General features: G+C 58.7%; 13 protein-coding genes and 1 pseudogene. All 14 read right to left on the bottom strand.

The annotated features are described in order from the left end of the window. Positions 1 to 84: 84 nt before the first annotated feature. Positions 85 to 2,262: a hypothetical protein gene (locus Q0367_RS17150; RefSeq protein WP_298983749.1), complete on the bottom strand. Its 2,178-nt coding sequence runs from the start codon at positions 2,260 to 2,262 to the stop codon at positions 85 to 87. A gap of 203 nt (positions 2,263 to 2,465) precedes the next feature. Beyond that, positions 2,466 to 3,317, bottom strand: coding sequence for a bifunctional 2-polyprenyl-6-hydroxyphenol methylase/3-demethylubiquinol 3-O-methyltransferase UbiG (locus Q0367_RS17145; protein ID WP_298983747.1), 852 nt, complete (start codon positions 3,315 to 3,317; stop codon positions 2,466 to 2,468). 140 nt (positions 3,318 to 3,457) lie between these two features. Further along, a complete protein-coding gene (locus Q0367_RS17140) occupies positions 3,458 to 4,930 on the bottom strand; it encodes a hypothetical protein (protein ID WP_298983745.1) in 1,473 nt (490 codons plus the stop codon). A 25-nt stretch (positions 4,931 to 4,955) separates the two neighbouring features. After that, positions 4,956 to 7,607, bottom strand: a complete 2,652-nt coding sequence (locus tag Q0367_RS17135; RefSeq protein ID WP_298983743.1) for a glycosyltransferase family 39 protein — start codon at positions 7,605 to 7,607, stop codon at positions 4,956 to 4,958. Continuing rightward, positions 7,604 to 8,917: an ABC transporter ATP-binding protein gene (locus Q0367_RS17130; protein ID WP_297633468.1), complete on the bottom strand. Its 1,314-nt coding sequence runs from the start codon at positions 8,915 to 8,917 to the stop codon at positions 7,604 to 7,606. The genes Q0367_RS17135 and Q0367_RS17130 overlap by 4 nt, the downstream gene beginning before the upstream one ends. 34 nt (positions 8,918 to 8,951) lie before the next feature. Beyond that, the gene (locus tag Q0367_RS17125; RefSeq protein ID WP_298983740.1) at positions 8,952 to 10,355 is read right to left on the bottom strand and encodes a glycosyl hydrolase; all 1,404 of its coding nucleotides are present in this window, start codon (positions 10,353 to 10,355) and stop codon (positions 8,952 to 8,954) included. A 272-nt stretch (positions 10,356 to 10,627) separates the two neighbouring features. After that, complete coding sequence (locus Q0367_RS17120; protein WP_298983739.1) at positions 10,628 to 12,304, bottom strand: hypothetical protein; 1,677 nt, start codon at positions 12,302 to 12,304, stop codon at positions 10,628 to 10,630. Positions 12,305 to 12,444: 140 nt separating this feature from the next. Further along, complete coding sequence (locus Q0367_RS17115) at positions 12,445 to 13,788, bottom strand: glycosyltransferase family 39 protein (RefSeq protein WP_298983738.1); 1,344 nt, start codon at positions 13,786 to 13,788, stop codon at positions 12,445 to 12,447. A gap of 20 nt (positions 13,789 to 13,808) precedes the next feature. Further along, a complete protein-coding gene (locus Q0367_RS17110) occupies positions 13,809 to 14,936 on the bottom strand; it encodes a hypothetical protein (protein ID WP_298983737.1) in 1,128 nt (375 codons plus the stop codon). Between the two features lies 1 nt (position 14,937). Continuing rightward, the gene (locus Q0367_RS17105) at positions 14,938 to 15,756 is read right to left on the bottom strand and encodes an ABC transporter permease (protein ID WP_297633478.1); all 819 of its coding nucleotides are present in this window, start codon (positions 15,754 to 15,756) and stop codon (positions 14,938 to 14,940) included. A 76-nt stretch (positions 15,757 to 15,832) separates the two neighbouring features. Beyond that, entirely contained in the window at positions 15,833 to 17,083 is a 1,251-nt protein-coding gene (locus Q0367_RS17100; RefSeq protein WP_298983734.1) for a glycosyltransferase family 4 protein, read from the bottom strand. A 105-nt stretch (positions 17,084 to 17,188) separates the two neighbouring features. After that, positions 17,189 to 18,664 carry a flippase gene (locus Q0367_RS17095; RefSeq protein ID WP_298983732.1) on the bottom strand — a complete coding sequence of 492 codons (1,476 nt, stop codon included), beginning with the start codon at positions 18,662 to 18,664 and terminating at the stop codon, positions 17,189 to 17,191. Positions 18,665 to 18,727: 63 nt separating this feature from the next. Then, positions 18,728 to 19,285, bottom strand: a complete 558-nt coding sequence (locus Q0367_RS17090) for a metal-dependent hydrolase (protein ID WP_297633486.1) — start codon at positions 19,283 to 19,285, stop codon at positions 18,728 to 18,730. A gap of 30 nt (positions 19,286 to 19,315) precedes the next feature. Further along, a pseudogene (locus Q0367_RS17085) lies at positions 19,316 to 19,573 on the bottom strand (ABC transporter permease); the annotation flags it as partial.

Raw genomic sequence — 19,573 nt, 5'->3', positions numbered from 1 at the left:
AAGCGGTCAATTCTACATTGCGTTGCAGAGGCAAGCAACCCAAGGGCGAGGCTTTCGAACTCCCCTTGGGCTGCTGTGTCGCATTTAGCGGCTAATCAAAGGAGCGTAAACGAAGAGATCGGTGGCAAACGCTGTAGTTTCGGCAGAGAGAATGACATTGCCATTTCCATCAAGCCCGCTGACAAGCACTGTGTAGGCTGCATAATTCGTCAGGCCGGTTAAAAGCGCGCCATCAGCATCGCCTCTGAGACGAACAGGCTGATTGCAGGCGAAACCATCCGGAGGATTCGCCGACGGCGGGCATTTCACCGTCATCTGATAGCTTGACACCCCGATCTGCGCACCCCAGTGCACTCGAACGCTGTTGGACGCCGTCGGAAAAGCTTTCAGGCGGAAAGGCGCCGCTTCGTAGGCGCCGATGTCCGGAACGCCGTAGCGTGGACTGTTCTCCACATCCGTCGTTTCGTCGCTCCCTTTTGCCCGATCCACCGCCGGCGAGGTTGCAGGAATGCGGAATGGATTTTCGCCTGTAGGATCGTTCAGGAACAGCGGATCCTGCAGAATGGAGGTTTCCATGCCGTTGATCGAACCGACCTGAGAGGTGTTGATGTTGCCGGCGTTGCCAAAGAAGAGATTATTGGACAGATTGGCCGTGTTGGATGGCTTGACGTGCAGCGCAGCAAAGCCGGCATCGGCGTGATTGGCGATAATGTTGTAGCGGATGTCGGCCGGTTTCGGTCCTCCGGTCGCTCCGTCGCTCATGACCAGGATAGCTGCACCCTGAAGGGGATTGGTCAACATACGGTTGCCGACGATCGTATTGTGGCGGAGCGTCGCCGTCACGCCTTGAAGCCACACGCCGCCGCCTCCGCCCCCCATCGCAGATCCTTGACCGGCCGCAACTTTGTTAAAGGCGATCACCGAATTTTTGACCGTGGCGGTCGGTTCGCCGTAGAAAATGTTCTGCAGATACAGTCCGCCGCCGCCCGCAGGCCCCTGCGCGTTGCTTCCATTTCCACCTTGCGAAGTGTTATTGAGAATTTTGCAGCCTTCGAGCCAGAGCGTGCTATGAATGGTCTCGATCGCCCCGCCGGCTGACATGCCGCCGTTGGCGGCGTCGCCTCCTTGAGCGAGATTATCCGACAAGCGACAGCCGATGATGCGGACCGTCGCCGTTTCATAGACGCCGTCGCCGTTAAAGTCTTCGCCAGGAGCTCCTTCAATCTTGATGGCGCCGCCGAATGCGCCGCCGGCGTTGACCGCTGCGTTGCCGCCGATGCTGCGGTTGCGTTGGGCCGTTATGTTCCACAGGGTCACATCTGCGTAGCCCATGATGGTGGCGCCTGCGCCAAAGGCGTCGGCTGTCTGCGAATCGGAGGTGCGGCCATTTCCTGAAGTGCTTCCTGCCTGGGAGACGTTGTCATAGAACTCAAGCGCAGAGCCCTCTGCTCCTGACCAGAGGATATACAGGCCGGCGCCGAGAGCGTATCCTCCACGCACGCGGCCGGAGCCGCCTTCCGCCCGGTTATGGACGAAGACAAGGCGCTCGAGCTGGGCGCGCGTGGGCGCAGTCCGAAGGGCCAGGCCGCCCCCGGATGCACTGCCGCCATATTCGTTCTGAGCGCCGCCGCCTTTGGCGACGTTGTTCTCAAAACGCAGGTTGCGAAGCACGACGGTCGCCCGGTCTGTCAACATGCCGCCGCCAAATGCAAATGTCTGGGCGTCGCCTCCGCCGGACGCCCCTTGAACGTACCCTCGGCGAATGGTGAAACCCTCCATTTCGACGCCGGCCGCCAGAGGGTTCTTCGGCTCGGTTCCCTGCACCCAGACCCCGCGCACCCGATTTTCGCCGTCGATCACGGTTAGATTGGCGGCAGGGTTCGCCGACACCCAGTCGCCGTTGGCGTATCCTCCACGCAGCTTCACCTGTTTGTTGACGATGCATACGACCGCCTTTTGCCCGCCCAAATAACGTTCACAGGGGTTGTCGACGCCGGTGTGGGTGTAGACGCCGGCGGCAACCAGAATGGTGTCGCCGCTATTGGCCTGGTTGACGGCATGTTGCAAGGTGCGGCAGGGCGCCGTCGGGTTTAAGCAGTTATTGCCGCTGTCATTGCCCGTTTGCGCGTCTACATAGAGCACTCTAGCATGGGGTTCGTAACCTGGTTGTGCATAGGAAGAGATGGGCGCAAGAGCCAAAGCGATGGCGAATGTGCAGAATGCAGCGATGCTCTTCTTGTGAAATGATAATGATCCTGTCATGTCACTCTCCATTCACATGCAGCCTCCACTCCACAGGATATTGCGATTTGCTCTTCAAGTCTTGAGGCGGCTGGCTGAATTCCTCCCCCCCCCCCATATTTGACCGATTCGGTATGAGGACGGTTCAGGCGTCGCTCGCAATTCATAGAAGGCGGAGTGAATTTGCATTGCCTCGGAAGCAAGACGAGCCAAGGGGGCAGACATTACGTAATTCGAAAGATGGACTGCGGTTGCTGCGTAGCAACCACCAGCATGCGCGTCTCGCCGAGATAGCGAGGTTGTGAGAAGTATTTGAACCCCGCCGTGCGCAGCATGCCGAGCACGCACGCCTCGTCTGGAACCCACCAGTTTGAACTGTCGCCGTTTAACTCATCCTTTTCGATAAATTTCATGAAGCCTGAGGTGCAGGGCGTGACGACCGTGCGTCCAAAGGGCCCTTGACGCACGTGGACGATGTTCCTGTAAGCAGGTGAAATCACTTCCGTCTCGACGACGATGGCGTCATTGCACAGGCCGGCCACCTGCTCCAGCACGCCGAGTGGATTTTTTAGATGGTATAAGATGCCGGTGAAGAGCACGACGTCGAAGCGTTGCCCCAGCGTGTGAAGTTGAAGCTGGTCAATGTCGGCCTGCCGATAGTCTATATCGAGCTTCCAAATGGCTCGACAGGCTTCTGCCTGTTTCAAGTACCTGTCGTCGAAGTCGACGCCGACCACCCGACCTGCGCCTTTAAGCTTGGCCTGGATGCAGAAGTAGCCTGCATTGGTTCCGACGTCAAGCACCGAGGCGCCCTGAAAGCCCTCCGGCAACATCGTCTCCACCGCGCGCCAGACGTAGTTGTGAAGCTGCAAGGTGGGTAAGGTGTAAACCCCCTGGCCCAGATAAATGCGCTGATACCAGTAGGGAAAGGAGTTGACCAGCGCAATCAAGGACTCCCGATCCGGTGGATGCGGCGGCTCGACCTCTGGCGCTGGAGAAAGGAGCGGCGGCGCTCCATCTGGGCGTCGAACCGCCCCTCTTTTGAATGCATTGCCGATTGCGTGCAGAAGTCTCATGGCGCTCTCCTGAATAAATAAGACTTGCGGCGGGCTTCGACCTTGAACCCAACATCATTAATAACCTTATAATGTAGCGCAAATCGCTCGAACCAACTCCACCTGAAGGAGGCGAATCGCCGCTTTTCGCCCTACGAATTTCAGCCTGGATCTTTGCGCTGCAGCAGATGAACGGTGCGTCCTTGCCAGACAAAGCTGGATGTTTCTACGTATCGATCGAAAAGAAAGGGGCGAATTTCCGGCCCGGTCGAAGAGAGGTCTTGCAGGTCGTCAATCCACACTACAAAGTCGGGCGGATGCTTGTCCAGTTCGGCAAGCCAGCGCTCGCGGATGTGGGGCTGCATGAACCAGGGATAGTGCATCATCCAGAAACGAGGAGGAGTCCGTTGGAGGACATAGTAGGCGTTGCTGACCGCCTCGTTGTCCGGAACGAACACCAGCGTACTTTCTGGAGGGAGCGCAGGTTTCAGCAATTCCGCCAGTTCACGCGGGTCATCGAATTTCAAGAGTCTGGGCTGGCCGGCGCCGACCATGCCGGGCCACGACAGGAAGGCGCCATAGATTCCCCAAAAGACCAGAAGCGAGGCGACGAAAGTGCGGAAAAGACGCGCGGCGGAGGACGGCGCTGCTGCGCTTGCCCTGACAATATCTGCGCTCACAATCGCTGACATCGCAGCCACAAACCCAAACGCCGCCGCCCAGTGCGGAGGAGAATAGCGAGGATATAAAAAGATCAGGCTGCTCAAAGCGCAAATCAGCAGCCAGAGCCGCAGCCGTCGCTCCTGAGCGGAAAAAAAGTCGGACATCGCAAGCGATGCGACAAATGGAACAACCAACAAGAACGCCGGCCAGATGGCGAGCATATCAAAATGCGTGGGGAGCAGAAAGCCTAAGCGAGCATAGCCGCTTGTCAGGTTGAACAGGACAGTCCACTCCACCAGGGCGGTCAGATTGCCGCCGATCGCCAGATAAAAGGCGATGTATGAGAGGACAGGCGTCGTGATCCCTGTAAGAAAAAGGAAAAGCGCCCTGAGCACGGAACGCCGATCGCCCTGAAGACGCCAGAAAATCAGACCCAGCCAGATCAGAAAAACAGGGACGAGGATAGCAGCCTGCTGTTTGAACAACAGGCCGATTCCGACCAACGCACCGCTGAAGGCGACTCGCCAGAGATAGCGTCGCTCCAGGGAAAAGGCGCTCAACGAAAGGAAAAATCCAAAAAACACCGGCGCCAGCGCCAGGTTATACCAGAATGTCGTCAATCCGAATCGAACCGCAAACGCCCAAAAAAAGGCAATCCCCGCTGCAGCCGCCCAAATTCCATAGCGCATCCACAGCCAGCTGCTCACCAGAACGAATAAAAGCGTCAACGTCGTCCCATGCGCCAGTCGAAGCGCCAGAATGCCATCATTCCCAACCAGGCTCTGCACCCACGCCAGCAGATGCGGCAACAGAGGACTATGTTCATCGGCAATGTGAAGAAAAGGGATGAATCCTTGATTGAGCAGCCATGGCTGAAGCACCATGCGAGGGTCTGCCGTAATGGGAAGGCGCGTGGTGAAAAAAATGGCCAGTGGGGCGCACACGCCGATGAGCAGGAAAATGCGATGCATGGATTGCGCTGTGTTCGTTGTTGGACTAATGCGCAGGAAGAATCTTCACCCAGTCGAGTAGAAAACCCAACGCCCGGTTATCGCCGCTTAGCCCCAGTTCAGCCGGTGTAAAAGTCTCTGTGGAAAATTGAATCTGAATCGAATCCGTCGCCGGAAGTGCAGAGTACGGCGCGCGAAAAACATAGGTTGTCCACTCTTCGGTCGGTGTGAACGCGCCCAGCTCATACTCGCCAATCTTGACGGTCACCGGAGCAGGGGCCACCATTTCAGGTCGATAGATCATGGCCCGCACCTGAATCTCCAGGAGGGGTTCTTCCCCTGCCTTGCCATTGAGGCGCGGGAGCGGCGTCGTCAACTTTGCCACATCCTTGGTCCAACGCATGGTGGGCGCGCCGGGCATATATTCCTTGCTCCAAAAGCCTTCATCCAGGTATGCTCCATCCACCGAGCCGACATCCACCTCGATGCTATCCAGCCCCTCTCTTGCACTCTCCGGCGACAGCACGTCGTAGATCTCGATCCCATAATGGACCGTTTGCGTCACCGATGGAAAGTCATCGTATGTGTTCATCAACATCTGCGTGGTGAAAGCGTAACTGCCGGCTGGTCGCAACGCCAGATGGTTGCGCACCGTCGCCGGAATGGGGTCGACCGCCAACAGTTGGATCGGCCGCCCCTGCGCCTCGGCGCGCCCCAGAAGGGCGTCCAAAAATTGGATGACTTCCTGCTCGTGTTGCGACAAAGCGGTCGGGTCATCTTCCTTTGCAGAGGGATCGCCGGTGCGCACCGTCGCCACCGGATGGGCGAAAATCGAGTGCAATGGAATGCCAAAGGCGTCGGAGAAAAGACTCTGGCTTGGCTCGGCGAACAGCACAATGGCGTCCTCTTTGATCTGCTGGCGAAGTCCATACAGCTGCGCCAGGGATCCCGCATAATCGCGCGCTCTGACAACATAGCGATCCTGATAGACAAGGCCGCCGACCAGCGCCGCCACCAGAATTCCGCGCACGGCGAGCGTCGCCCATGGCCTGGAGAATCGCGGAAGCGCAACGATGGCGTAGGCGGCGAAGATCCACAGCATCGGGATCACGATCGGCACGTAGCGGCGCATGGCGTAAATGTGATAAGGCGTGTTCATGATGTTGTAAACATACTGGAACGTAGTGAGCACGCCGATGCCGAGCACGACCGCCAGTCGCGCCAGCCGCTCGCGCACGACGATCATCGCCAACCCCATTGTCGCCAGCGCAATGCCCAGCGGAGTCAGATACCAACCCATGCGCAGCCAGTTCTGCCCGTTCAAAATTGGGAATTCAACATTGCCGGGCCAGGCGACGGCTGTGCGCGGCGGTTCCAGAATCGGACGCAGGAAGTAGGCGTAAGCGCTCAGGGCGACGATCAGGATCGCCAGCGTCCAACGCACGGAAGTCGAACGCTCCAGCTGCCGAAGTTGGAAACGGAATCGCTCCGGCCCCAGCGCAAGCGCCAGACCGAGGACGCCGAGGAGGCCGATCGCCGCTCCGGCGACGAGCCAGGGCGCGCGAACGAGCAGTCCGTACACCGAGAGGTAGGTGTTCCAAAAGTAGGGCCAGGTAAAGAGCCAGACGACCAGAATCATCTGCACAACGAAGATCGAAAGCGTGAGCGCAAAGGCGCTCCATCCTGCATGCCAGCGCCGTTGCCAGGCGATCCAAACGAGGCTGGCCGCCACGATCGCCAACACCAACGGAAGGTCGATGCGCGTCAGCAATGCAGCGCCCAGGGCGGCGCCGCCGAACGCGCCCCACAGCGGCGACGCCTGTGCGTCATCCCAGAGCGCCTGAAAGGCCAGGAAAGCTGCTAACAGCAACAAGAGCGTGAGCGGTTCGGTGGTGGGATAGCGGGCGAAAAAGATTTGAGTGCTGGTGATGGTCAAAAAAAGCGCCGCCAGCAGGGCGACCGATCGCCCGAACAGCCGCCGCGCCAAAAGGTAGAGCGCGGCGATTCCTAACACGGCGACGAGCGGAGTGACGTAGAAGCCTGCTCGCACGCCGCCGACGCTCATGGCGACGCTCAAAAGAACGGGATGATACGGGAAAAACTGAGGTCTGGAGATCGCCGCATCCTCGTCGTCGATGTACCAGCCGACGAACTGCAGATGACGCGTGAGCATTGGCTGCGGCTGAGTGCGCAGCGTCACTTCTTTGTGCTCCGCCAGGAACCGGTTCCATTCGTCCTTTTGCAAATAAGCGCCGGTGCGCGCCGTCGCCGCAGCAATGTTGATATAGCTGCCTGCATCGCTGCCTCCCAACACGTACTCATGAGGCCGCAGATACAACGCCGCGCCGATCAACATCAACCCGAGAAGACCTATCTCGCTCCATCCACCCCATGCACATCGAAGCCGAGGCGCCTGTCGTCGCAAAAAGACCACGCCGAGCAATACGCCGTCGAGCGCCAGCAAAAGCAGCGCCACCCACCTCAATGCATACGCTCCAATCAATGCCAGCGTCGTGGCGAACCACCCTACTACGACCAGAACGCTCACTGCAGAGACGAACAGCCGCAAAACGCAGTCCGGCTCCTGCTTGTTCACCCTCAATTGTGGCGTCAGATAAAAGAACGCCACCAGCAGAAATCCGGCGACGCTCAACGCAAAGAGAAGAATTTCGACGAACGGGGCCTGGATCGATGTCATAGTTTTTCCGCCACAATGGTGGGCTCTATGGTCGGCGTGTGACGCCAGGTGGCCGGGATGTGGACGACGCCCTCCTCGGCGCGCCCGCGTGGGCGCAGAACGTCGAAGGGGTACATGCGGTGGTGATGGTCGATGGCGATCGTGGAGTTGCGATTGTAAATCGCCACGGTTAGCTCATAGCGGCCGGGATTGAGCGGCAGAGAGTCGATGCGATATTCCATCACGCCGCTGCCCTCGATGGCGTCGATATGGTAGCCTTCGTCGACCGAGTTTGGCCCGTTCACATGGGCGCCGTCCTGGCGATAGATGGCCAGGCCAAACGTGGGGCGCAGGATGCGCTCGCGGCACTTGTAATGCATGCGCACGCACAACGTCGATCCCTGTCGGAATTGATCGACCACTTCGCCTTTTTCGTTGCACAGCTCGACGCGCACGATTTCGGCCTGATGCGTCCCCCAGCGCCGCTGCTCGCTCGGTGCTGGATGCTCTGGAGCCCTTTCTTCGGCGGCAGCCTGCTCGGCGCGGCGTTTGGCGTAGTAGAGTTCATTGGTGTAGGCCAGATAATCGTCGACGACGTCGGCCGCCGGCCCGTCGGCGCGGACGACGCCGTTCTGCAGCCAGATGGCCCGGTCGCACAGCCGTCGAATGTCCTCCAGGTTGTGCGACACGAGGACAATGGCGACGCCGGCCGCCTTCATCTCGTAGATGCGCTGCAGACATTTTTGTTGGAAAATCTGATCGCCGACCGTGAGCACCTCGTCGACGATCAGGACGTCCGGCGAGGTGTGAATCGCCACGGAAAAGCCCAGCCGCACGTACATGCCGGAGGAGTAGTGTTTGACCGGCGTGTCGATGAAGTCCCCGATCTCGGCGAATTCGACGATCTGATCCAGTTTCCGGCGAATCGTGGCGTTGTCCATGCCGTAGATCGAGCCGTTCAGGAAGACGTTTTCGCGTCCGGTCAGGTCGGGATGGAAGCCTGCGCCAAGCTCCAGCAAGGAGGCGATGCGCCCGTTGATGCGCACGTAGCCGCTGGTGGGCGGCAACACGCCGGTGATCACCTTCAACAATGTGCTCTTGCCGGAGCCATTCTGCCCGAGAATGCCGATGCTGTCGCCCGGATAGACCTGCAACGACAGATTGCGCAGCGGCCAGAAATATTCGGGCTGCGAACGGCGGCGTTTCCACAGCCGAATGAACACGTCCTGAAGGGAGCGCTCGTGCTCGCGTTGCAGACGAAAACGTTTGGAGACGTTGACGACCTCGATCAACGGTCGGTCGGATTCTGTAGTCTGGCGCTTTGCGTTCATGCCGTCCAGCATTATCGATCTGCACCACATCTCGTCATGGATGGTGCACCAGCGGCAGGTGAATCAGGTCTGTGGCGAAAAAAAACAGGCGCGACAGCCGATTGTTCAAGGAATGCACGTCTGTGATGCCGGCGCCCGGCGCGATGACCGCCACAATTTCATACGTTCCTGGGGCGACGTTGGGCCATACGTATTCAAAGGTGCGGCTATCTCCACAGCCCTTCAGCGCGCCGGAAAATTCGGCGCCTGTCAAGAGCGCGCCGCCTTGGTCGGGATCGCCCAGATAGAGGCGCAGCGTGAAATCCTTGGCGGAGATCGTATTGCCGGCGTTGCCGACGTCGACCTGAATCGTCACCGTGACCGGCCCGTTGCTTGCAAGTGGAGCCGGGGGCGTAAAACGCATATCCGTGATGAGCAAGTCTGTCTTGCTCGTCAGTTGGGCGGTGTAATTCGCATAGGCGTCGCCCATCGGGGAGCGTTGATTGGCCAGATCGGGGTCGAACAGGTAGCCGTTAAACCCTTGCCATTGACCGTTCACCAGTTTAGCTTTGTCGTTGACGCTGTACCATGAAAAATGCTGCACCAGGCGATAGCCGTCGGCGGGATACCCAATCTTCAGGTCGGTTGCGTTGAGCAGATAGTCAAAGGTGCGCGTCATGTAGGCGCTCACCTCTGCAGGAGAAAATGGTCCATAGCCGGGATAGTCCGGCATTAACACTCCGTACTCCGTGATGTACAGCGGCTTATTGCGATAGCCGTTGCGATACATCCAGTTGCGGAAGGCGACAATTTGTTGCCGAAACAGGTCAAAATCGGCGTTTCGGTCTGTTGTTAGCGCCCACGCCCCTTCAGAGGACACGCCGCGAGGGATGTCGGCGCCCCACTGCCCAGGCTGCTCATTCAAAATAAACGCATGAATGCCCCAGGCGTCCACCTCCATCTCGGCGCCATAGGCTTCTCGATGCGCCGCCAACACCTGGTCGAGATATCTCAGGCGCAGCGGGCTGGCCTGCACGATGTTGCCCGCCACCAGGAGAGCGGCTGGATCCGCCGCCTTGATGGTCTGACGCAGCTCTCGATAGGCGCGCGCGTATGCTGCAGGCGTCAAGTCGTCCTGATAGACAATGCGGTCTGGCTCGTTGCCGATCAACCAGAATGAACCGGGGTTGGCCTGCGCGATAGCCGTGATGGTGGAAAGGCTAGGGCTGACCGTGTAGTTCGTGGTGTTTTTATCAGGTTGCTTGAGACGCACCATGCGCAATTGCCGCATGCCCGAGGGCTTGGCTGCTGCGTCTGCGGTGTAGTCGATGAAATAGCCGGCCTTCAGTGACCCGATGCCACTGATGGACGCGAGGTTGGGCTGACCGTGATGATTGACGCCAAACCGGCACAGCGGCTCCGTCGGCGTGGCCTGAGCCGGCGTCGTCGTGGAAAACATCAACGCAGTCGTCAGACAAAAAGCGATGAGCGACGCCCGGACACTCCTGATTTTGGATCGCTTGCGAAGGGGGATCATGGTGCACTCCTCCTAACTATGAGACGTTGTCTCTACAGGCTGCTTCCGGCAACAAAAGCAGGCTGTATCGCCATACAGCCTGCTTTGCATCTGTTCTTCAGCCATGCTTAGAACCCAACATGCGTCCTATATTACCACAGGATTCCCTCTCAAGGTAGAAATCCTTGAAAAGAGGACGCAAGATCGGGGGCGCGCTATCGTTGTAGCATCGGCAAGAAGAGCCGTTTGGGGTCGATGATGACAACCGAGCTGCCCGTCTTGCTTGCTCCGATCGCCCCTTCGCTGTCCACAGAGACCCAATAGCGATAGACGCCCGGGTTCAGGTTTTCCCATTCGACCTCGACGACGGTGTCGTTGACGGCGCATCCTTCCAATCCAGCCGGCACCGTCGCCTGGCCGATCAGTTGCGTCATGCCGGCGTCTCGATAGAACTTGACCTGGAAGGGGGCGGTCGTCGGTGTGTTGCCGTTGTTGCGAATGCTGACGCGTAGGATCGCCGTCCCAACGCCGCTTTGAGCATCGGCGTCCACCAGATCGGCGAAGACTCGATCGATCACCAGGTTCGGCTGCGTGGTTGTGGCGGCGATCAAATCACGGTACTTTCGGCCCATTTGCGTAAGATTGTTGCTGACCGGGTCGATCAACAGGCTCGGATTGCCGTCGATGAAGGCGCCCAGGTCGCCGTCATCCAGCAAGAACCACGCCCACTGCTGCACCAGTCGATAGTTGTCCAACGGATAACCGAGATTCGCGTCCGTGGCGTTTTCCAAATAGCGGATCGACTCCTCCATGAACCTGGTCACCCGCTGCGGCGTGAAGCAGTTGCCGTATTCATCCTTGGTGGCGATGCACTGTCCGTTTGCGTCCACTTTGTACTGATGCAACAACGACCATTCCGTCAGCAGCAACGGCGTGTTCTGGTAGCCGCGCGCTTTCATCCAGCTGCGCATGGCGATCACTTGTTGCGCAAATAGATCGAGGCTGTCATGTTCGTAGATGCAGTAGTAGTCATCGCGCTTGCACAGCTCCAGTTGTTCCGAAAGGGGGCGCCACCAATGAGGCAGTTTCATGGCGATGGCGGGATCTGTACCGTTGGCGACCGATGCGAAGACCGGTTTGCCCGAGTCCGGTGGGACGGCGCCGTCCCCCGGGCGCACATAATCTTCGATGCGTTCCGGGAAGATATAGGCGTGGAAGGTCCAGACGTCCACCGGCATCGGCGCGCCGTATTTAGCGCGGTAGGCGTCCAGCACCTTGTCGAGATATTGCAGGCGCCCCGGCGTGACCAGAACCAGCCCCGACACCGCCACCTTGGCGGTCGGGTCTTTCTGCTTGATGAAGTGATAGGCGTCATGATAGGCGTCGGCATAGACTTCCGGCATGAGGTCATCCTGCCAAAAGACGCGGTCCACCTCGTTGCCGACGATCCAGACGGCGCCGGGATTCGCCTGAATCTGCTGACCCAAACCGCTGTTTGTCAAGGAGGGCCTCGCTGAATAGGTGGGAAGCCGATTGCCGTTTGCATCTCGATTTTGCTTCAACCGGATCATCGGCGTGTGCGAGACATTGGAAGGCACCCAGCTCGGTTTGCTCGGCCCGAAGGTGACGACCCATCCGAGCTTCATCGGAGCAATCTGCGAGGCGCCCTTCTGCGAGGCGGTGACGCCGTAGCGACAGTTGGGCGCTGTGGCGCTGGCTTCGAGGATTGGCTCCGGAGCATCTGCATCCAGGTCACCGCGCAGGTCGATGTAGACGTCGGAGGCTGCGCTTGCCGTGCTCGGGATCAGCAAAAGGCACGCCGCCAATAACAAGAGGGCCAAAGCCAGGGACGAAAGGTGGGGTGTGCGATTTTTGGTTAGGATTTTCTTCATTGCAATACTCCTTTGCATTTCTACAGTGCGAAAGCAACGCGCTCACGGACCGTCTTGATCATGGCTCTGCGACGTCTCGGTTTTGACCCGGAGGCAATGAGTGCGAAAGCAATGCGCTCACGGACCGTCTTGATCATCCTTCAGATCGATAATCCATAGCGGGGCATGACGATTCCCCAGATGATCACAACATTAATGATGACAGCAACAATGATCAAGGCTCCGCTAAGCAGGATCTGAGGACGCAGACGCCGTGGCGTCATGCAGAGGAGACCACCCGCAACCAGTGCGCTTAAAATGGGTAGCAGACTTTGGAGAAATCGAAATTGCGGCTGGAAGACCGCTGTGTTGATGCGCACGTAAGAGGCCATGGCGCCAAGAAACCAGATGAGTAAAACCATCGCCAGCAAATTGCGTTCAGACGGGGCGCTTCGCCACCAACATACAGAGCCGATCAGCGCCAGGCTAAATACAATGCTCCACCATACATAGGCCGTTGCATCCGGCGCCGCCACATTCATCCAGCCGAACCTGACCCAACCCGAGCTCAGGGTCAATCGCCCGACTTCCAACCAGTATTCTATTTGAAAGACCCGCTCGTTAATTGCGCTAAATGTTCGGGCGCTCGACCAGAAATTGGCTCGAATTGTCGGCGTCAGATGCACCAATGTCGCGGTCGCAGTCCACACAATCAGCGTAGCGATTGCGCCTCGCACCAGTGCGCGACGTTGTAGCGAAAATCGGACAAATTCCAATATCCAGACTGCTGCAACTGCGCCGACTACAAAGAGCATCGTCACTTTTGTCAGCGCCGCCAGGGCTGAAAGCGCCGCCAACGCCAGGTAGCGGTCCGGTTGTCCAACGCGCAGCAACACCGCCAATGTGATGGCGGCGAGGGCTGTGGCCAGCACATCGTTGTTGATCGCCCGGCTCAGAAACAGAAACTGCGGCCAGCCCGCAATCCAAACGCCTGCAACCAGGGCAATCATCGGAAATTGGGGAAACAGGAGATGCGACGTCGCCATCGTCGCCCACACGACCGTCAGCCCCAGCAGAACTGAGACGACGCGCACGCCGGACACGACGGCCGGCTCCTCGCTCTGCAGCAGCCGCTGTTTGTTCGGATGCAGGAACATCACCCCAGTTTCTCCGAACGCTTCGTTGTATTCTGGAAAGTCCACAGCCAGCGGACTCCCCGTCGCCGCGCCGATGACCTTTTGCAACAATCCCGCCCCTACGTAATAAAGGGGCATGTGGTAGCACATGCGGCCGGACAAAGTGACGCCCGGTTTCCACCACTCCCCCTGCGGCTTCGGATCGACGATCGGCAAGCGGTCGTATAACGCCACCTGCTGGATGCATTGGATATGCCCTGGCTCATCGGGGCTCTCACCCAGCGGAATCGCCAGGAAATAGAGCGTCGCCAGCATCAGATAGAGGATCGACGGCGGCGCCGCCAACAGCAGCCAGCGCTTGCGAGGCAAGAACGATGTCCTTTCGTGAGCTAACGCGCCACTACAGGCAAATAGGTCTTAAGCGCATAAGGAGGCGCTATCGCATGGAGTGCAGACGCGCTTGCGTCCGCCACCCAGACGATTTTGTTTACAGGCTCCAGCGCCAGTGAAGTCAACACGCTGTTACTTGCACCAACCCCAACCCTATGGATCAGCTGCATGTTGGAGCTGTCAATCTGTACAACCTCCCGATTGGCTCCATCGAGCGCCCACAGGAAAGTTTGGCTTGATTCAACCACCAGAAGAATGTCAACCAAATCGGCGGATTCTAGAGGATAGGACTGCCAGATCCATGTCGCCAGTGTGCCATACATATAGACTGCTAATTTAGGCAGCTCTTTCGTAGAGATCCAAGGCACCCCGCTGCTTGTGGCCGCCAGTCCTCTCACTGCGCCAGCCCCGGCGCCGGGCCGATGATCGACAATCGAAATAGGAACGATGTCGTTGAAGGCAGGCCGATACCCGAGCAACATTTCGACGCCGGGAGCCGTCATCCAGATAACCGAAGTCGAGGTGGCGTCGATTCTGTCGAGGCCGGCGTTGGCGTAGCCGACATCGATTTCCTGAATGACGCCGCTGGAAGGCGTCAAGAAGGCAACTTTGTCTGTTTTGCTCTCGACAAACCAGACGCGGCCATCGGGCGCGACATCGATTCCGCTTGGCTGGCTCGCCGGGGTCGGGATTTCATATTCGGTGATCACGCCGTCGGCAATTGAAAGGCGGCCGATGCGATTTCCTCTTCTTTGCGTAAACCAGACGTTGTCGCTGTCTACGGCGAGGCGATAGGGTTCACTGTTCGGCGTCGGAGGCGAGTAAAAGGTGTATAGATATTGTTCGATGGGCCCCGAAGCAAGGATTTCCAGAGAACCTATCTTATTGGCGTCAGGCAAGGTGAACCATATTTTTCCGCCGCCAACTTTTACGTCGAAAGGGGCTGCAGGAAGAGGAAACGTCTTCACCGTCGACGTTACTGCGTTGGCTCCCTGCGGGAAGAGCAGCGCACCGCCTGCGATTGCGGCTCCACACAGGAGCGCCAGCGATTTCCACAGCCAAAGCCGCAGGAATTTTCTAAATCTTTCTGAACGTTGCGCTCTCGATGCGAATGCCAACTTCAACATGTCAAACCTCTTCGCTGAAGTTGCTGCTGTATCGAACAAAGAACCAGTAACCGCTCACCAGAACGAAAAGGGCGGTGATCGAAGTGCGCAGGAAGAAATCAATATCCGTTCGATACCCCCAATACAAGAGGTCTCGATACATGTTGATCAGAGAGGCCATCGGATTCAGAATATACATCAGGCGTTGAACCTCGAGGGTGACGCCAAACGCCTCGTAAGCCACCGGAAGCATCGACGCCGAGTAGAACACCGGCGTCAAGAAAAACCAGGCCAGCATGATGACATCCATGATGAGCAACGTGTCGTGGTAGTAGACCTGCAACGTGCTCAAAAAGAAGACGAGACCCAGTGTAAAGGTCGTTTGAATCAAGATCACGACCGGCAAAAGCCAGATCCAGGGGCTTAATTGAATACCGAAGATGAAGATCAGTGCGAATAAAACGAGCAAGGCGAGCAAAAAGTTGATCAGATTGGCCAGGATTGTGGCGATCGGAAGCACTTCTGTCGGGAAGTAGACCTTCTTGATCAGATGACCATTGGCGACGACGCTGTTCGTCCCCGTCATGATGCTGGCGGAGAAGAAATTCCAGGGCAAGATGCCGCTCAACAGGAAGACCGGATAATTCACAATGGCGTGGTCGCGAAATAACAGCGGCGAGATGATCGTAAAAACCAGCATCATGCCCAAAGGATTCAGCAGGCTCCACAAAAATCCAAGCACGCTGTTGCGATAGCGCGCCTTCAGATCGCGCACGACCAGGTTGTAGATGAGAAAGCGGTAGTGCGCAAGGAGCGCAATTCGCTTCCCGAAGGAATGCATAAATGGAGCGGCTCCGGCCGACTCGGCTGGCGGATGTGCGAACTGCCTGTTCATATGCTTCGCCCTGAACTTCGATTTAGCGTTGGTCAACGGATCGGATTTGGGGAGAGGAGGTTGCGCTTCGCCTGTAGCCTCCCAGGGCTTCCATGTAGACGTCTACAATCTGATGCGCTGCGTGGTTCCAGTCATACAGCTCGGCGGCGCGCTGGCGGAGTTGGCCGCCTAAATGCTCTTGTAGCTCCCTATCCGCCAACACGCTCAATAGCTTCTCCGCCAGGCTTTCCGCGTTGCCGCGTTCAGCGTACACGCCCCATGCGCCCAGGTATTCGCGCGCCACCGGCGTGTCGAACGCCACGGTCGGTAAGCCCAGCGCCATGTAGTTGAGCAGCTTGCCGGCGCCTTCGGTCAGGCTCAACTTCGGGGCGACGGCGACGTCGCCCAGCTTGAGATAGGCGGGCGCCTGTTCATAGGGGATGCGCCCTGTGAAAACAACTCGATCGGCGACTCCGAGTTGTTCCGCCTGGCTGCGATACATCTCGATGCCCGGAAAACCCATCAGCAACAAATACACGTCCGCGCGTCGAGCTCTGATATGTCGCATCGCCTGCAACAACAGATCGGTGCCTTGATAGGGGGCGAGAAGCCCCAAATAGACGATCACGGGCGCGTCCGCAGGGATGCCCAGCCGTTGACGTTCGGCGCTGCGCTGCGTTCGCTCCGCTTCCGTCAGCGGCGCAAAGGTCGTTACGTCCACGCAGTCCGGCAAGGGACGGATGCGGTCAGGATCGCAGCCGAATTCCTCGACCAGAATCCGTTCCGCATTGTTGGAGCTGGTCAGAATCAGCGGGACCGTGTGGTCGATCCAGGTCTCCAGCTTGCGCAGCGGTGCATAAAATAATCCGTCCCGCCGCAAGAAACGATGGTCGATCATCTCCTCGGTGAGGCTGCCCTGAAAATCGAAAACCACCGGCAGCCCAAACATCCGCCCAAGCACCAGACCGATCAACGCCCCCTCGTGCAGGTGGGCGTGAATGACGTCGAAGCGCTCCTGCAGCAAAATCTGCAGGGTTTTGGCCCCCAACAAAGCATCGAAGGCAATTTTATGGCGACTCGATCCCACTTCGTAGTGCTGCCGCCAGGGGATAGGCAGCGTGCGCCGGATGTCCAGATCCGGCAGATTGCGGCCGTTGCGGTAAGTCGCGATCGTGACGCGATGACCCAGCCGCTGCAACGCCCGCGCCTCTTCGAGGATGCGCACATGACATCCATAGTCGGCGAAGAAGCTGGTCGGCGCAATCATCAACACCCGGAAGGTGCGTTCATTCACTGGCGTTTCCGTCTCCATGCTGATACAGCGACTTTTTCACCCAAATTCTTTATCGCACAGTTCGCCGCAGACCGATTGTAGCGCACCGGCCGAAGCGCGCCCAAATCATTCCGAAGGTTTATTCAGGAGAATGCGCCGCAGCGTCATGAAATCGCCAGCCGTTAGTACGCCTGTCACCCAACAGAGCGTTGCATAGGCGACGGCTGAGAGCACGACGTTCACCATCCACGAAAACGGTGAAATGGCCGCCAGCACTCCCGATAGGAACGTTGCAATGAGCATGCCCCCCTTTTTATCGACAGGGCTGGCAAACTGATGCGCATGCAACCACCACACACCGAGCAGCGCACCGGTTGCGCCCGCCAGAACGACGGCCAGACCGGCGCCCGCCACACCCGCCAGCAGCGTCAAACCGGGCAGAAAAACCAGCGTGGCGATAATGTGGGCGCCGCTGATCCACAGGCTGGCGCGCAGACGGCGCTCGATCATGAAGACTGTGATTGCATACACTTCCAGCAGGAACAAAGGCGCCGCCCAGATCAACCACCGATACACCTCCGCCGATGCACCGTAATCGGCCCCGAAAAGCGTCTGCAGAATGCCTGCGGCTGCTCCGAAGCTGATCGAAGCGGCTGGCAAGACGATCAACAGGCCAAAGCGCAAGCTCAGGATGCGCAGTCGCAGGTAGCGCTCCTGGGAGTGACGGTGCAGCCGACTGAGCGTCGGATAGAGCGCGCGCCAGAAGCTCTGGATGAGTTTCATCAGCACGCGCACAATGTTGTAGGCCGCGCTGTAAATGCCGGTCACCGCAGGCCCGACGATGACGCCCAACAACAGAATGTCCAGCCGTTGCAGGAGGACATCCGAGAGCGCCAGGCCGAAAAAGGGCGTTGTCTGACGCAAGAGCGTGCGCAGATTGACGGAGACGGGCTCTTGAGGAAGCGCCAGCAACCGACTGCGGGCGAGCAGCGCCAGACACAGAAGCGCCGAGATCGCCTGAGTGACGATGATGACCCCGATCAGCGCCAGCTCATCGCCGCCCAGCCAAAGCACGCCCAGGCTGATCAGCAGGATCAGCGTGTTGATGGTCACCTCAACGCCCATCACCAGCTCCATGCGCTCCCCCGCCTGAAAGAGCGTCTGCGTGGCCGACGTGACGGCGTACAAAGGCAAGGACGCTCCGACGAGCCACAGCGAGGCTGCCGTCACCGGCCCAAACGGTAAGGCGATGCTCAGCCCGATCAAAGCTAGCCAGACAAGGAGGCTGGTCAGAAACTGGATGCCAAGCAACCAGCGGAAATAGGCGCGGCGATGGGTCGGGTTTTGCGCCAGATCGCGCACGAGCAGCGTGGGAAGACCAAGCTCGGAGATGACCTGACTGACGTTGAGGTAGGCCAGCGCAATGGTGTAGTGTCCCAAGCCCTCGACGCCGAGCCGCCGCGCAATCAACACCTGCAGCACAAAGCTGATGAGGATGCGCCAGAGGCTGGCTCCGGTGAGCGCGCCGGTGTTGATCAAGACGCGCCGTCCGGTGTGCATGACGCCAGAGCCGGGCGACGTCGAGGAGGCCGGTTGAACCATATTTCGGATTGTAGCACTGCGGGCGCAAACCGAAGAATCGCCGATGCGTTCGGTGCAAAACGGCTATTTCATGTGGAAACGTCGACTTTTGGGCGGCCGGCCGGTCAGCAGAAACGTGCGCAAATTCTCCCAACGATACAGACGTCGACGCCAAACGAAGAGCGCCAACGCCAGCAGGCCGCCCAATTCCCATCCCCACAACTCAGGCCGCCGCGTGAAGGCGTACCAGTACGCCTTGCCGATCTCGGTCTGTTCGGAGCCGCGCTTGCCCCACACATGGAAGCGCCACCCGCGCAGCGGCCAGTAGAAAGTGTCCGGAAACATCCACAGACGATCCAGCAGGGCGTGCCCCAAAAACGCTGCGGCGTAGACGGCCAGGCGCCGAAAGCGTCCCACCGTCAACCAGAATACAGCCAGGTTGAAGAGCAAGGTGTGTGCGAAGAGCACTGCGGATTTATAACGCCGGTAGAAGTGGGCTGCGGCCATCGGCTTGTCGATCAGGTCCGGGCCGGTTGCAGCGACGGCGACCAGCCGGTAATCGGCCTCTTGCGCAACGCCAAGCCAGTCCTGCGCCAGGTCGAGGGCGAGCCAGGTGTATGCAATGTGCGAGGTGGGCAACATCGGGTGCTGTCTCTTCGTTGTTTGTGGTTTTCAGACGCCGCGCTCCTCGCGGACGTATGGCTGCCCCAATGCCGCCGGCGCACCGATGCGTCGGCGCATCTCGCTGCGCGCGCTGATCAGCATCAGGAGGATGACGAACAGATAGGGCAGCATGTTCATGAAGTAGCCCAACTGAGGATAGGCCAGGAAGAAAGGCAGGTTTTGTGAATCAAGCGGCAGGCGACGGATGGCGCCAAACAGATAGGAGCCTAACGCCGCACGCAGCGGATCCCAACTGGCGAAGATCAC

It is taken from the genome of uncultured Caldilinea sp. (genome assembly GCF_937128415.1).
Classification (GTDB): Bacteria; Chloroflexota; Anaerolineae; order Caldilineales; family Caldilineaceae; genus Caldilinea.
The sequence above is the reverse complement of the archived record's forward strand: the minus strand, read 5'-3'. Positions and strand labels throughout refer to the sequence as shown.